7 protein-coding genes are annotated in these 16,382 nt (G+C 58.8%); 3 read left to right on the top strand and 4 right to left on the bottom strand.

Annotated features, from left to right (window positions below; all coding sequences use genetic code 11):
* Positions 1-197: 197 nt before the first annotated feature.
* Complete coding sequence (locus tag RISK_RS19430; RefSeq protein WP_047815987.1) at positions 198-1,235, bottom strand: SMP-30/gluconolactonase/LRE family protein; 1,038 nt, start codon at positions 1,233-1,235, stop codon at positions 198-200.
* A gap of 359 nt (positions 1,236-1,594) precedes the next feature.
* Positions 1,595-4,270 carry a hypothetical protein gene (locus tag RISK_RS19425; protein WP_047815995.1) on the bottom strand — a complete coding sequence of 892 codons (2,676 nt, stop codon included), beginning with the start codon at positions 4,268-4,270 and terminating at the stop codon, positions 1,595-1,597.
* A gap of 470 nt (positions 4,271-4,740) precedes the next feature.
* Here RISK_RS19425 and purM point away from each other — a divergent pair, with 470 nt between their 5' ends.
* Positions 4,741-5,820 carry a phosphoribosylformylglycinamidine cyclo-ligase gene (gene purM / locus RISK_RS19420; protein ID WP_047815986.1) on the top strand — a complete coding sequence of 360 codons (1,080 nt, stop codon included), beginning with the start codon at positions 4,741-4,743 and terminating at the stop codon, positions 5,818-5,820.
* Between the two features lie 15 nt (positions 5,821-5,835).
* Here the strand turns inward: purM and RISK_RS32280 are convergent, their stop codons facing one another.
* Positions 5,836-5,994 carry a hypothetical protein gene (locus tag RISK_RS32280; protein WP_160311464.1) on the bottom strand — a complete coding sequence of 53 codons (159 nt, stop codon included), beginning with the start codon at positions 5,992-5,994 and terminating at the stop codon, positions 5,836-5,838.
* Between the two features lie 2,152 nt (positions 5,995-8,146).
* Between RISK_RS32280 and RISK_RS19405 the strand changes: the two genes are divergently transcribed.
* Positions 8,147-9,649 (top strand): S1C family serine protease, encoded by a 1,503-nt coding sequence (locus tag RISK_RS19405; RefSeq protein ID WP_047815994.1) that lies wholly within the window; start codon positions 8,147-8,149, stop codon positions 9,647-9,649.
* Between the two features lie 498 nt (positions 9,650-10,147).
* Here RISK_RS19405 and RISK_RS19400 read toward each other — a convergent pair whose 3' ends face one another.
* A complete protein-coding gene (locus RISK_RS19400; protein WP_102017633.1) occupies positions 10,148-11,773 on the bottom strand; it encodes a 2-isopropylmalate synthase in 1,626 nt (541 codons plus the stop codon).
* A gap of 1,313 nt (positions 11,774-13,086) precedes the next feature.
* On the opposite strand from RISK_RS19400, the gene RISK_RS19395 reads away from it, so the two are divergent.
* The gene (locus RISK_RS19395) at positions 13,087-16,197 is read left to right on the top strand and encodes a vitamin B12-dependent ribonucleotide reductase (RefSeq protein ID WP_047815983.1); all 3,111 of its coding nucleotides are present in this window, start codon (positions 13,087-13,089) and stop codon (positions 16,195-16,197) included.
* Positions 16,198-16,382 lie beyond the last annotated feature (185 nt).

The raw sequence follows: 16,382 nt of genomic DNA, 5'->3' as shown, positions 1-16,382 counted from the left end.
GATGGAAGCTCGTTTTCCGGGGGTACGCTGCTACGCAGCAACCCCCGGCTACCATCTGAAATCCCTACCGGGATGAAGAAAGACAGAAGCCAGAAGAAAAATTGCATTCGCGATCGGAACGCCAATAGCAAACATTTCGCAACCCAAGGGAAGCTCCGTGCCGGGGAACGTGCCTGGCACCTTGCCCCGCGGAGCGATCAGTGGCCAATCTGAATTCGGCAGAGTTTGTCGTCGGCGGTCATGTACAGCCACTTTTCGTCGCTGTCGAAGGTGCAGTTGCTGGTCCGCCCGCCGGTGAGGATCCGGCCGAGCAACTTGCCATCGGGAGTCATCACGTAGATTCCGCCGGGACCGCTGGCGAACAAGGTCCCCTGGCTATGAACGGCCATGCCGTCGGGAAGGCCGGGGAATTCCTTCATCGCATCGCTGGCGTTGCCGAGCACTCGTCGCTCACCAAGAGAGCCGTCGGACTTCAACGGGTAAGCCATCCAAGTGGGTTCTTGGGGATCGCTTTGAGCGATGTACAACGTCTTCTCATCTGGCGACAAGCCGATGCCGTTTGGCCGCGCGATGGAATCCGTCAACAACGTCACCTCACCCGACGTTGAGACGCGGTACACGCCGCAGAAATCCAATTCGCGTCGTTTGTCTTCGGCACGCTCGGGCAATCCATACGGCGGGTCGGTGAAGTACAGGTTGCCGGCTTGGTCAAACACCAGATCGTTGGGGCTGTTCAGCCGTTTGCCTTGGTAGTTGTCGACGATCGTTTGCTTGCCACCGCCGATCGTCAGCACCGACACGCGTCGGTCGCCATGCTCGCACATGACCAAACGGCCTTTCGCGTCCAGCATCAACCCGTTGCTGCCCGGTTCCAACCCGTAGTACGTGTTGCCGGTGTAGCCACTGGGTTCCAAGAACAACTCCACGCCTTGGCTTTTGCTCCAGCGATAGATCGTGTTGCGTGGGATGTCGCTGAACAGCAACGCGTCTTCTTGACCGTCCTCTTGAGCGGGAACCCAAACCGGGCCTTCGGTCCAAGTGAACCCGGCCGCCAGGACTTCAATCTTGACATCCACTGCGAGGAACTGATTGAGCGAATCATCGAGTCGTTCCACTCGGCCGATGGTCGATGGCGTTTGAGCGACCGCCGCCGAATCGATTCCGACAGAGGCAATCATGGAGGCAACGAAGGCGAGCACGGCGGTGCGTGCCAAGGCACGTGGCAACAAAATCATGGTGGGAATCTCGATGGGGAAAGGCGAGAAGAACGGGAGGGGCCAAGCATCTTATCCACCGCACGATCACGACACAAATTTTTGCTGCTTGGGCATCATGCCCGTCCCAACCGCGGAGCGGTGACAGGTGTCGTGATGCAGGGGCACCTGTCGTCGCTCCGCGACTTGCCGATGCATGGCAATCTTGGGCACCTTGGGTTGAAACCCAAGGCTGTCCCATGCCGTCGCTCCGCGACTGTTGCCGGGAACGTTTCAACCGCGGAGCGATGACATTTGTCAGGCTCGGGTTTCAACCCGAGTTCTCGGCCGCAGCTCCTCCGCCCCAAAGCCGCGGCGCGGTGACAGGCGTCGTCGTGGCATCAATCCTCGGCTGTGTACCGAATGTCGCCGCGGCGCAGTCGTGCTTGCCACTTCTTGATGTCGCTGTTTCGACGCGACACGTTTTCTTGGTCGGGACGGTACCCCAGGGTGTCGCCCACGATGTCTCGCAAGTTTTCAATCGCCAGCACGCGGACCGACATGGAACTCGAACTCAGGTACTCGACCAACTTGGCATCCGCACCGGCCTCGAGTTGTTCGTTGTTGTATCCCACCAACAATTCAAACAGAGTTTCTCCATCGGCCTGTTCGGCTTGCTGGATCGCGTTGTCGATGGCTTTGGCTGCTTCCGCGTCGGACGCCATGTGTTGGCGGAGTTGCTGGAAGTGCTCGGTGAAGTACAGGCGATGACGGGGCGTGCTGAGGATGCCGGTGGCACCGAAGTACACGTCCGCTCGTCCGATCATCAGCAACGTTTGAGCTGCCAAGGCCGAGACTTCGACGCGGCGAAACGCCATTGCTTCCCGCAGTTCCTTTTCCAATTGTTTGTCATCGAACGAACCATCGCGGCTGACAAATTCCAGCAACCCTTCTCGAGCGGAGGTGACCAGCAGGTCCGCTTTTTCAGGAGGATCGATCCAGTTGGGCAATCGTTCAACGTCGCTGACCTCTGCTTCCCCGGTGCCGCGTCCCCGCCATTGCTGGTTCGGTTCCAAGGTCACCACCTCGGGGGCTGATTCCGCGTCACCGTCGATTGGAGTTGAGGCTTGGTCCTTCAGTTGGACGGAGCCCTGAACCGCCGTGACTCGGTAGATCGGCATTCGGTTGCCGGGAACTCGCGGGTCCATACCAAGAGGTCGCAGGTGCGTCATCTCAATCGCCAGCACGGTTTGGGATTCCGGCATCGTCATCTCGATCGTCCGTGGACCCAATTCCCAAGTGGCGGTCACGTTGTCTCGCGTGGATGCCAGCAGCAAGCGGCCGTCCTGCAAACGGGTGACCGTCGTGACGGATGGGGTTGGCTCCGTCTCGGGCGGCTGGGCGTCGTCACCGGGTTCTTCGGAATCGATGGCGTCTGGTTCCTCGATGGTGGCAGTGGATGGAGTCGCCGCGACGGACTGGGTATGTGAGATGGTCAGGCGTGTGGGACCCGCCAATGTCCATTCGACGCCTTGGTCACCCGCCAAGATCGGGCGGTACAACGAAGGGGCCAAGACGGTCTGGCTGGCACCGACGAAACGCAAGCGATCGTCTGGGGCGGCTTCTGGATTCGCTTCCGCGGATTCATCCTCGGGCTCTGCCAGTGCAGGCCACAATCGACGCCAGCCAGCGGTCTTGACCGCGTCAGCCTCCTCGCTGGCTTCGGCCGAGTTCGCGGTGGGGTTCTGAACCAGGACGACCGATTGGCCGTTGACCAGATGGGCGACTTCCGTGCCACTGGCAACGTTGGAAACCTCCGCCACTTCGGGTGGAGTTGTCGCGGTGGCGTCGGCGGTTGGTGCCGTTTCCGCGGGAAGTGTCTCGGGCGGCTTCGGCGGTGCGACTTCGGCCGTGTCGGTCATCTCGGCTGGCGTGACGTCCGGGGCATCGGCGCTGGTGTTTGGTGTGGAGGCTGGGGCGGTGTCGACCACATCGGTTTCAGGCGTGGTCGTTTCCGCTGGCGTCTGCGCGGTGGTCATCGGGACATCGCCGGTCGCCGAATCCTCTTGGGGTGATGGGACTGTTTCTTCCGAGCTTGTTTCGGCGGACGCCTCGTCGGGGATGGGTGTGGTCGGTGGCGAGCCCGGAACAGGCGGTGCGGGACCCGAGGGCGTGGCGGCGGGGGTTTGCTCGGATGTATCGGGAGTAGTCACGGCATCGTCGTTCACTGTGTCTCGATCAGCGATGCGTTGCTCGATCAAGGGCGCGAAGATCTTGCCCAACGAAAACAGCAGCACGGCGACCAAGGCCAATGAAACCAGCCAGGGTGTGATTCGCGAGGGACGCACCATGCCGCCGTAGCCGTCCTCTCGCATCATTGCGCGTGTGGTTCGGGCGACCAATTCGGCTTCGGATCGCGACGAGGACGGGTTGGCGGCATGTCCGACCGGGTTCCGCAATCGCGTTGGCGCGTCCGCCACGCCCGAGTCGCTGGGGCCGACCGGAGCGATCGGGGTGGCCGCATGCGTGTCGTCTTGACCGATGGTGGGGTCCCCGGATGCGTCTGCCGCCGCCTTTTCGTTGGCAGGAATGTCCAGCGAAGAATACGAAGCGGTTTCCGCGCTGGAGATCGATTTGGAAGGATTCGCGTCGGGGGCCCGTTCGATCTGTTGTTCCATGTTGCGAAGCGCCTCGCTGGCGGGCAACGTGTAGATCCGTTCCTTCAATCCATCGCTCACCCGTGCGGGCTGGCCCAGCACCATCGTCAGGATTTGGTGGCAGGCGGCCGCTTCGGCCAGCGTGGTGTCGGATTCCAAGCAGACTCGTTCGACCTCGGCGATTTGTTCGGCTGACAGCGTGCTGTCGAGGTACTCGCTGATGACGTTCGCATTTTCCAGTGGCCCAACCGCGTCGGGCGACATCGCACCCAAACTCGGGTGGTCCATCGCGGATTGGATTCGAGCGACCAGGGACGTCGCGTAGGTGCTTTCGTCGATCTTCTGCTTCAGCAATTTCTCGTCTTGCTCGTCGAGCATGTCGTCGAGGTAGGCCAGCAGGGTTCGAAGGGTCAAACGCATCGGAAATTTCCGGTGAAAAAGCAAGGTTGGATCGAAGCAAGTTTGCAAGCAGGAACTCGTCGGAACGCGGCCCGCGGCGTTCCATTTTCTCAATGCGAATGGAATCGACGCGGCAGGTCCCCACCCTTGTTAGTGACAACGCCACGAGCGATCCGTGCAAAGAATGCTGAAATCCGGACCGGTTTTATTTTTTGCCCGACAAACCGGAGGCTTTCGGCTTGTTGATTGAATCCTAACCCGAAGCATGAGCGAGGGATCGTGTGCGATTGCAACGAGCCTGTGGGTCCCTCGCTCACGCGTCGGGTTGTGAACTCGAGTGAATCAACAGGCCGTTTCGGCTGGCGAATTCGGCTTTCGGGCAGCAAAACGGAATATCTCAAGGCAATTCGGGGCCCGGTCTCGTCATTTCGGGGTTGGGCGGTCATGATTGGGCGTTTCCTAGCCCGTTCTCCCCGTCAAATTTCTCGTTCATGGCTTCGACCTACAAAGACGCCGGCGTCGATCTGGATGTCTACGCTGAATCGATGAGCCGCTTGCCTCGGCTGATGCACCGTACGTTCAGCCCTCGCGTCATGCCCAGCGACGGTGGTTTCGCGGGACTGTTTCGCCTGGATTTTCCCGGCAAACTGTTCGCTCGGAATTACGAAGAACCCGTCTTGGTCAGCGGCACCGATGGGGTCGGGACCAAGCTGAAAATCGCTCAAACGATGAACCAGCACGAAACGGTGGGAATCGACCTGGTCGCGATGTGCGTCAACGATTTGATCTGCACCGGCGCCGAGCCGCTGTTCTTCCTCGATTACGTCGCGATGGGACGAGACGATCCAGCTCGCTTGGAACGCATCGTCCAAGGCATCAGCGATGGCTGCGTCGATGGGGATCTCGCCCTGCTTGGTGGCGAAACCGCGATCATGCCCGACATGTACGGCACGGAAGATTATGACTTGGCCGGTTTTGCGGTCGGTGTCGTTGAACGCAAGCGGTTGGTCGATGGGCACCTGATCGCCCCAGGCGATGTCGTGTTGGGACTGCAAGCGTCCGGGCTGCACAGCAACGGGTTCTCCCTGGTTCGAAAAATCATCGCTGATCATGGGCATCAATGGAGCGATGTGATTGACGAACTGAACGAAGACAGCTCGTCACCTGAAACGCTCGCTCAGGTTTGCCTGCGTCCGACCAAAATTTATGTCTCGGCGATTCGTGCGATCCAGTCTCATTACCGCGTCAAGCAAGTCCTTCACGGGATCGCTCACATCACCGGTGGTGGGATCGAAGAGAACCTGGACCGGATCTTGCCGCCAGGCGTGAACGCGGAGATCGATCCGAACGCTTGGACGCCCAACCCCATCTTCCGCTGGTTGCAACAAACCGGTGACGTGGCCACGTCCGAGATGCGGCGCGTGTTCAACATGGGCATCGGCATGGCCGTGGTGGTCAATGAGTATTACGCCGCCAGCGTCGCCAGCCAGCTTTCCGAGGCCGGCATCACTTGCTCACCGATCGGCCGGATCGTGGAAGGTTCGTCGAAGGTCGTTTACAAGGACGCCTGAGGGCGCTGCCGGAACCTACTGGTAGCCGGATTCGCCAAGAATTCGGATCGTCACGCTGGTAGCCGGATTCGCCAAGAATTCGGATGGCTCGGTTGCTTGAGAGGCTTGCGTGTCGTGACGTGCTGAGCGGTGGGATGTTTCTTGACGCAGAGACGCCAGGACGCAGAGACGCATGGGATTGCTCGAGAGGAGAGAGAGGCTCAGCGGGAAGCCGTTGCGTTGAATCTCGCGATTGGGTGACTGGAATTGTCCGGCACTCTGCGCCTCCCCGCCTCTGCGTCCAACCATGCTCACGATCGCGTCATGCCGCTCGACGAGTCGGTCCCCTTCACGCAAACAGTTGAGACAACTGTTCTACTCTGCGCTGCCGGAACTCCGCTTCGCTGCGGTCCGGCCTACATTGGTAGCCGGATTCGCCAAGAATTCGGATGGCTCGGTTGCTTGAGAGGCCTGCGTTTCGTGCCGTGCTGATCGGTGGGATGTTTCTTGACGCAGAGACGCAGAGACGCAGAGACGCATGGGCGCAGAGACGCGTGGGATCGCTCGAGAGGAGTAAGAGGATCAGCGGGAAGCAGTTGCTTGGAATCTCGCGATTGGGTGACTGGAATCATCCGGCACTCTGCGCCTCCCCGCCTCTCCGCCTCTGCGTCGAACCATGCTCACGATCGCGTCGTGCCGCGCGACGAGTCGGTCCCTTCACGCAAACAGTTGAGACAACTGTTCTACTCTGCGCTGCCGGAACTCCGCTTCGCTGCGGTCCGGCCTACTTGTAGCCGGATTCGCCAAGAATTCGGATGGCTCGGTTGTTTGAGAGGCCTGCGTTTCGTGCCTCAATGAGCGTTGGAATGTTTCTTGACGCAGAGACGCCAGGGCGCAGAGACGCATGGGATCGCTCGAGAGGAGTGAGAGGTTCGGCGGGAAGCAGTGGCTTGGAATCTCGCGATTGGGTGACTGGAGTCGTCCGGCACTCTGCGTCTCCGCGCCTCCCCGCCTCTGCGTCGAACCATGCTGGCGATCGCGTTCGGTTCGTCTTCGGTGACCGTGGGCTATCGCCCATCGGCAGATCGCTCCATCTGCGAGACGCACTCCATCAACTGCCGATGCCACACTTGATCAGCGCGCAAAGAAAAACCCTCGCGTTCGAAACCGAGGTTTCAAACACGAGGGCAATCGGAATCTCAAGGGCGACTCAGTTCGTGGCTTCGTACACGAACGGGGTCATTTGAGTCAGTGTTGCGTCGGACGGATCAGTGTCCGCATCCGCAAGCTGGTGCTTCGAAGCCACAGGAAGGCTCGATGTATTCGCAACCGCAAGTTGGCTCAACGATGTCACATCCGCTGTCGCAGCAAGCGTTCTTGCGGCTGAACAGCTTCTTGAACATGCCCAAGACGGGACGGTCGCAGCAAGGTGCGCTGTCACAGCAAGGATCGACAACTTCGCAACCACAAACTGGTTCGCAAACGGATTCGCATCCGCAAACTGGCTCACAAACTGGTTCGCAGCAAGCGTCGCAGCCATGCTTCTTAGCGAACAAACGCTGCAGCAAGCCTTGTTTGGGTGCACAGCAAGGTTCGATGACTTCGCAACCGCAAACGGGTTCGCAAATTGGCTCGCAACCGCAAGTTGGTTCGCAAGCGACGTCACATCCGCTGTCACATCCGCCGAACAACGATTTCAGGTGTCCGAAAGCACTTGCTTCTTGAACGTTACAAGCAACAACAGCCAAAGCCAAAACGGCAGGAACGAGGAAACGGCTCATAGGGAATCTCCATGGAAGGTTTGGTTTAATTTGGTCGTCCGTGGAACCACTTGTTTGCTTTGGGCAAACCTTGCTGGGAGGCAATCGGTGTCCGGGACACACCTAGATATCGGACATTCCAGAAGACCAGGCGGTGGAATCTTCTCACAAAGGTTCGAAGTCGGTGTTTGGGTGGTCAGGACAGCAGGGTTGCTCCGGCAAACATCAACACAACGGATGCACGAATGGAGATCCAATTCTTGGGAGCTTTCAAACCGATTTTGTTTGACCGCGCACGGAACGCGCGCAGCAAGTCTAGGTTTGAAAACGCTTCGATGACGTCCGAAAGGGGGTTCGCGCTGCGGCAGCCCCAATCCGAGACGTTTCAGCTGCGAAAATCGCTGCGATCGGCCCCCCTCTGTGCTCGTGGACCCCTCTGCCGTGCGGTGTGAACCAAAATTGTTACGAAGTCGCTTCGCCAGGTCGCTACAATCAGGCTCCCTCCCTGACTGCATCTCTCCCACGGGGACCAGCACTTCCTCGTTTCAGTTTTGGATCTGGAACGCCTTCCTTTTGGAATTGTGGCCATGCGAAACGACCAGCCCTCTGACGAACCGATGTCGCTCGATGGGATCACGCCCATCCCTGTGCCTTCGGTGTTCTCGGCGGATCAAGATGCCGAATCAGCCATGCTGAACGCGGCCAAAGACGGGATGAGATCTGGGTGGGAGGGTTCTCAGGCGGAGGAGCCTTCGTCGGATCCCGAGATGGAGGCGGCTGGATTTTGTTTCGGCAACTTCCCTGCGGATTCGTCCTCCGCGCGAGACGACAGTCACTCGGAATGCCCTTCTCCACCTGTTGCCAGCCCACCTGTTGCCAGTTCATCGGCTGACGAACCGCGGTCGGATGCCGAGAGCGGCCCGTCAGTCACGGTGCAACCGCATCCGGTTTTGCAGAGCCTGACACTGTTGGCCACGATGGCACTGATGTTGTTGCTGGCTCGGTACAGCGTCCCGCACATCGTTGAAGAGATTCGATACGCCTGGCATCGCGGCGAGATGCGTGCCGAAAATGAAACCGGCGTCGAAGGTTTGCGAAACGTCTCGCTGGATTCTCTCAGTCGAGCGTATGAGATGGTCACGTCCGCGGTGGGCCCCACCGTGGTTCACATCGACGTCGAACGATCCGTTTCCGAGGAAGATCGCAGCCTGCAGCGTTTGCTCGGCGAAGACAGTTACACCTTGTCCGACCAAGGCAGCGGTGTGGTCATCGACGAGAGCGGCTACATCTTGACCAACCGGCATGTGATCGCCGATGGCGTCGCGATCAGTGTGACGCTCAGTGATGGGCGACGTTTGCCCGCCGCGTTGGTGGGCAGTGACACACCCACCGATTTGGCGGTGTTGAAAGTCCACGCGGACGGTTTGATTCCGATCGCTTGGGGCGACAGCGATGCGTTGCGGGTGGGGTCACCAGTTTGGGCGGTGGGCAGTCCCTTTGGTTTGGATCGCACGATCACGTTTGGGATTTTGAGCGGCAAACACCGGGTCGTTCGGGCGGGTGTGCAACACGGTTCCAGCGCCCGGTACCAAGACTTCATGCAAAGCGATGTGGCCGTCAATCCAGGCAACAGTGGCGGCCCGTTGGTCGACGCTCGCGGGCGTTTGGTTGGCATCAACACAGCGATTGTCGGTGACACTTATCAAGGCGTCAGCTTTTCGATCCCCAGCAACGTGACTCGCCAGATCTATGATCGGATTCGTGAAACGGGCAAGGTGGAACGCGGATGGCTGGGGGTTCTGTTGTCAGAGGTCCCGGATTCGATGCATCGCGGGGAGGACCTGCGAGTTCGCGGGGCCCTGATTTCTGGGGTGACCGGCGAAGATTCACCGGCCGCGATCGCGGGGCTGGACGTCGGCGACATCGTGCTGAAAGTCGACGGTGTGCGAGTCAGCGATGTCGGGCACTTGATGCGTCTGATCGCGAATCTGGGGCATGGAACGTTGCTCAACGTGGAACTGACTCGGGACGGGGAACCGATGACGGTCGAGGTGAGGCTCAAACGCCGACCCGAAAACTTGGATCGATAGAGCGAGGTTGTAGGCCAGCTCGAACACCACGCTGGTAGCCGGATTCGCCAAGAATTCGGATGGCTCGGTTGTTGGAGAGGCTTGCGTTTCGTGCCTTGCCGTGCTGAGCGGTGGGATGTTTCTTGACGCAGAGACGCCAGGGCGCAGAGACGCATGGGATCGCTCAAGAGGAGTGAGAGGATCAGCGGGAAGCAGTTGCGTTGAATCTCGCGATTGGGTGACTGGAATTGTCCGGCACTCTGCGCCCCTGCGTCTCCCCGCCTCTGCGTCCAACCATGCTCACGATCGCGTCATGCTGCTCGACGAGTTGGTCCCTGGCACGCAAACAGTTGAGACAACTGTTCTACTCTGCGCTGCCGGAACTCCGCTTCGCTGCGGTCCGGCCTACTGGTAGCCGGATTCGCCAATAATTCGGATGGCTCGGTTGTTAGAAAGGCTTGCGTTTCGGGAGCACTTCCGAAGAACCAAACCGAGCTCGGCGTTCAATCAACTTCGCGATCAGGGCTGAGGCAATTCGCCTGGATCGGAAGCGATTCCCGCGACGACGCGGTTGATCGCATTCAGCATGGCCAGGATCGTGCTCTCGACACTGTCCGTGCTGACGCCAGTCCCGCGATAAGTCTTGCCCTCGTGCTCGACTTCCAAGTTGACTTCGCCGATCGCGTCACGACCGAGCGTGGCACTGCGGACCCGGAAGTCTTTGCAGACGAGTTGAATGCCGGTGATTTTTTCGACCGCCCAAAACGCGGCGTCAATCGGTCCGTCGCCCTGAGCAACCTGTTCCGTGAAGTCTTGCTCGTCACGTCGCAGGGTGACCCGCACGTTCGGGGTTTGGTTCTTGCCGCTGGTGACTTCGTAATCGATCAGGGTCCATTCCGGAGCGACGGTTTCGCTGATTTTCTGTTGGACCAACGCGACGATGTCACCGTCGTAGATCTCCTTTTTCTTGTCGGCGAGTTCTTTGAAGGCTTCGAAGACCTCTTGCAACTGTTCCCCGGTCAACGTCATGCCCAATTGCTTGGCACGATCAGCCAGTGCGGCGCGTCCACTGTGTTTGCCCAAGACCAAATCGGTTTTGGTGAAGCCGACTTCTTCGGGCGACATGATTTCGTAGGTGGTGCGTTCCTTCAACATCCCGTCTTGGTGAATGCCAGATTCGTGTGCGAACGCGTTGCGACCGACGATCGCTTTGTTGCGTTGCACATTGATGCCCGTCGTTTTGCTGACCAAGCGGCTGACGGGGACCAAGCGTTTTGAATTGATGTTGGTTTGGCAGTGATAGAAGTCCTGGCGGGTCTTCATCGCCATCACCAATTCTTCGAGCGCCGCGTTGCCGGCTCGTTCTCCGATGCCGTTGATCGTGCATTCGATTTGTCCGGCCCCGGCGTCCACGGCGGCCAGCGAGTTGGCAACCGCCATGCCCAAGTCATCATGGCAGTGCGTGCTCAAGACGGCTTTGTCCATGTTCGGCACCCGGTCCCGCAACATTTTGAAGCGGTCGAAGATTTCGCCTGGCGTGGTGTAGCCGACTGTGTCGGGCACATTGATGGTGGTGGCTCCGGCGTCAATTGCGGCTTCGACGACGCGGCACAGGAAATCGTGCTCGGTCCGGCAGGCGTCTTCGGGCGAGAACTCCACGTCGTCGCAATGCGAAGCGGCGCGGCGAACCCCAGCCACGGCTCGTTCGACGATCTCGTCCGGTGTCATCCGCAGTTTGAATTCGCGGTGAATCGCGCTGGTGGCCAAGAACACGTGGATGCGAGCCTGAGGAGCCGTCTTCAGCGCTTCCCACGCCCGGTCGATGTCCTTCTCTGCACAACGAGCCAACCCGCAGATGGTGGCCCCGCGAATCGTGGTGGCGATTTGCCGGACCGATTCGAAATCCCCTGGGGAAGCGATTGGGAAACCGGCTTCGATGATGTCGACCCCCAAATCAACCAGCGCCGACGCAACCTCGAGCTTCTCCGCCAAGTTCATGCTGGCACCGGGCGATTGCTCGCCATCACGCAGCGTGGTGTCAAAGATTCGAATTTGGCGAGTGGCCAAGTTCTCGGTGGCTGGGGAATCGGCAGACTGGGATTCGGCGGACTGGGTCATGGCATCAGGTGTCGGTTGGTCAGACATGGGACTGCAATCTCGGAAAGGGGAGAAGATAAACTTCGGAGCCCCCGAATCGCACCCGCCACACAGGGATTCGGGCACAAAAAAACCCGAGTCGCGGCAAGTGCGGCCCGGGCAAATTCATTCGATGGAAAATTAAGACAACCGCCGTCAGGCGTCCACCACGAATCCGCTCAGGCCGTTCGCTAGAAGGCTGAGGTCGAGATTCAGTAGGAGGCAAAGTTGTCCGCTCATGCGTCTGACGATAATCGGATCCCGCCACACCGGTCAAGGCGTGAAGTGGGAAAGGGCCTCCGAAGCTCAGGGCCACAGTGGTTTTTTTCTAGCTTCTAGCTTCTAGCTTCTAGCTTCTAGCTTCTAGCTCGTGCTCGTGCTCGTGCTCGTGCTCGTGCTCGTGCTCGTGCAGTCCCTTCAGCCTCCGAGGTCGTGCCGTTTTTGATATGGCTGGTTGGCGTTTTTCCACCTGTCGCCCCTCTCCCGAAACGAAGTTTGGGGAGCGGAGCGGGCGAGCATTGAGAAAGCGAAATTGACAATTGCAAATGGCAAAGTGACTTGTGATCTGCTCAGCGAGCGTCTGTGGCAGGCCAGATCCTGCCCCGACACATGGCCGAGGCGTTGGAAACAAGCAAGGTATCCACCCGCCAGGCAGCCCACCGAGCAAGTCAGAGCCCACGCCTCCGATTTTACAATTTCAAATTGTCAATTTCACTTTTTCAATCGATCCACCAGACTCTTGTTCCCTGATTCCCTGCAGCCCCTGATCCCCTTTCCACTACTTCTTACCCACCTCTCACGATCTCCCCAAGTGACCGGGTAGTTGGTAGGTGATGAGAAGAAAAAATTGATTCCCGACAAGTTTTCCACGAGGCCAAACGGTGTTCACGGGAGATTCACTAACTCTTCACCACAGCGAGCTTTACGTCGACGGTTAGGAGGCCGAAGATGCCTGGGGTGCAATTTCGGAGCAGCGCGCAAACCGATTGCTGATCGTTGTTTACGGCAGTTTGAAATTCGAGATTGACACAATCCTGGGAACCTCTAATATTCCCGCCGTCGCCCACATGTAGTGCCTCGAAGGCATGTAAACCACTACCGGTAGTGATAGCAAATCATTTTGCATCGATTTTGACGATCAAAGATCCGAAATCGACCCTTGGATCACCCGGCAGGTCGTTTCGCCCACGGAAGTGGCACTCAGTGGCGACAGCCAGCTCTCATTTCAAATTTGACGGAATCGGTTGTTTCGCGAGGACCGCGAATGGCAACTTCCGGTGCACCGTCCACGGACGATCTCTTTAAGGAGTTTGTGACGCGCTATGTCCACTGTTCTGCCCGAGTCGAACGCCACTTCCCGCCTTCCCGCCAATGACCCCGCCTTGGAAAAGGTCGATTCCGAGCATGGCGTCGAGTACGCACGCGAGAAGTTTGGCACCGCCCTGCGAGGCGATCGTGCCGGTTTGAAGATCAAAACCACTTTCTGCCCTGATGATGGGCGGACCCCGTTCGCAACCACCGCTTGGGATTTGCGCTCGGCGTCGATCAAAGACGAATCCGGCCATGCCCTGTTCGAGCAAACCGACTGCGAAGTGCCAGCGTCCTGGAGTCAATTGGCGACCAACGTGGTCGTTTCGAAGTACTTCTATGGCGACCCGAAGAACACGGAAGAGCGCGAACGCAGTGTTCGTCAACTGATCCACCGTGTCACCCGCACGATCAGCGATTGGGGTTTGGCCGACGGTTACTTTGACTCGCCTGAAGACGGCGAGCGTTTTTACCGCGACCTGACTTGGTTGTGCTTGCACCAGCACGGTGCCTTCAACAGTCCCGTGTGGTTCAACGTTGGTTTGCACACCCAGTACGGTGTCGAAGGCGACATGTGCAACTGGCACTGGGACCGCACCAAGAACACCACCGCCCAGCCCAACAACCCCTACGAATACCCTCAAGGTTCGGCGTGTTTCATCCAGTCCGTGGATGACAACATGGAAGACATCATGCGTCTGGCGTGCAGCGAGGCGATGTTGTTCAAATTCGGCAGCGGCACGGGAACCGACCTTTCGACCATCCGCAGCCAACGCGAAAAACTCTCCGGCGGTGGAACGCCCTCCGGCCCGTTGTCGTTCATGCGAGTCTATGACTCGATCGCTGGCGTCGTGAAGTCGGGCGGCAAGACTCGGCGTGCGGCCAAGATGCAGTCGCTGAAGGTCTGGCACCCCGATATTCTCGAGTTCATCGAGTGCAAATGGGCGGAAGAAAAGAAGGCTCACGCGTTGATTCGGGAAGGTTACGATTCGAACTTCAACGGCGAAGCTTACGCCAGCGTTTGTTTCCAAAACGCGAACCTGTCGGTTCGTTTGACCGACGACTACATGGAAGCGGTTCGCAAGAACGGAACCTTCCAAACTCGCTGGATCACCGACAAACCCACCACCGATCCACCCAGTTACGTCGCCAAAGAGTTGCTCAACAAAATGGCCGAGTGCGCTTGGCACTGTGGCGACCCCGGCGTGCAATACGACACGACGATCAACAAATGGCACACGTGCCCGAACAGCGGAGCGATCAACGCATCGAACCCTTGCTCGGAATACATGTTCCTGGATGACACGGCTTGCAACCTGGCCAGCATCAACTTGATGAAGTTCGTCCAGTCGGACGGGGTGTTTGATCACAAGCGTTTCCGTGCCGCTTGCCGCACGTTCTTCATCGCTCAAGAAATCTTGGTCGATCACGCCAGCTACCCGACCGAGCCAATTGCTCGCAACAGCCACAAGTTCCGTCCTTTGGGACTGGGGTACTCGAACCTCGGCAGCGTTGTCATGACGGCTGGTTTGCCTTACGACAGCGACGCTGCTCGTGGCATGTGCGGTTCCTTGACCTCTCTGTTGCACGGCGAAGCCAACCGCACCAGTGCGGAGCTTGCCAGCGTCGTTGGAACGTTCGACGGGTACGCCGAAAACGAAGCCCCGATGCTCCGCGTGATGCAAATGCACCGCGACGCCTGCGATCAAATCAATGACGATGGCCCCGCGGAACTGAAAGAAGCCGCTCGCGAATTGTGGGATGGCGTGCTGGAAATTGGCGAGAAGTACGGCTTCCGCAACGCTCAAGCGACCGTATTGGCACCCACCGGCACGATCAGCTTCATGATGGACTGCGACACGACGGGCATCGAGCCGGACATCGCGTTGGTGAAGTACAAGCAACTCGCTGGCGGCGGGATGTTGAAGATCGTCAACCAAACCGTGAAGCTGGGTTTGAAGAAACTGGGCTACGACGCTGACACGATCGAAGAGATCCTGAAGTACGTGGATGCCAACGACACGATCGAGGGTGCCCCCGGTTTGCAGGACGAGCACTTGGCCGTGTTCGATTGTGCTTTCAAACCAGCCAACGGTGTTCGCAGCATCGGCTGGCGTGCTCACATCACCATGATGGCCGCTGCTCAACCGTTCCTGTCCGGAGCGATCAGCAAAACCGTCAACATGCCCACCGATGTGACGCCGCAAGACATCGCTGACGCTTACTTCTGGGGTTGGGAATTGGGACTGAAGGCCATCGCGATTTATCGTGACGGCAGCAAGCAGTCGCAACCTCTGAACACCAAGTCGGACGAGCAGAAAGCCACCGACGCAGCGGAGGCCGCTCGAGTCGAAACGGTCGAGAAGATCGTTTACAAACCGCGTCGCGAACGTTTGCCTGACACCCGTCAAAGTTTGACTCACAAGTTCAGCATCGCTGGACATGAAGGTTACTTGTGCGTCGGTTTGTATCCCGATGGACGTCCGGGTGAAATGTTCATCACGATGGCCAAAGAAGGGTCGACGATCGGCGGCATCATGGACAGCTTCGGCACCGCGCTCTCCATCGCGATGCAGTACGGCGTGCCACTGGAAGTGATTGTCAACAAGTTCAGTCACACCCGTTTCGAGCCCATGGGACACACGTCCAACAAGGACATCCGCATCGCCAAGAGCGTCGTGGATTACATCGCTCGTTGGTTGGGCATCACGTTCATGTCCGGCAACGATTATTCTCCCAGTGCAGAAGGTGCGGCCAAAACAGGTGGCAACGGTCCCGACCTGACCAACGCTCCTGCCGGAGCAACGGCGAACAACAACAGTCCCGTGATGGCGGAACTGCGAGCCGACGCGGGGGCTGCGGTCGCGTTGGTCGAACGAGCCACGTTGTTGGCCAGTTTGCAAAACGGTTCTAGCAACGGTGGTGCAACCAACGGGCACACCAACGGCGATTCCGCCGCCGGTGCGGTGGCAGAAAAGTCGACCGATGGATTGGGCGGGCAATCCGACCAGTTCTCGCGATTCCAAACCGACGCTCCCAGTTGTGACAACTGTGGCAGCATCACGGTCCGCAACGGCAACTGCTACCTGTGCCACAACTGTGGCAACTCGATGGGTTGCAGCTGAGTCCGTTCGTCCTTGAACGCTGAATGACATTCGCAGGCCGGCTTCTTTCCACCGAAAGAGGCCGGCCTTTTTTCGTGGATCCATGTCTCAGAGGTCGGGACGCAACGAAGGCCGGCCCAGGGAACTGTTGCGAAGAAACGTCGTGGTTTCTTTCGTCGTGGAAGGTCGCGAGCCCTCCGTTGTTG

This window comes from Rhodopirellula islandica (assembly GCF_001027925.1).
In the GTDB taxonomy this organism is placed as follows: domain Bacteria; phylum Planctomycetota; class Planctomycetia; order Pirellulales; family Pirellulaceae; genus Rhodopirellula; species Rhodopirellula islandica.
Note: the sequence above shows the minus strand (reverse complement) of the source record. Positions and strands in the feature narration are given on the sequence as shown.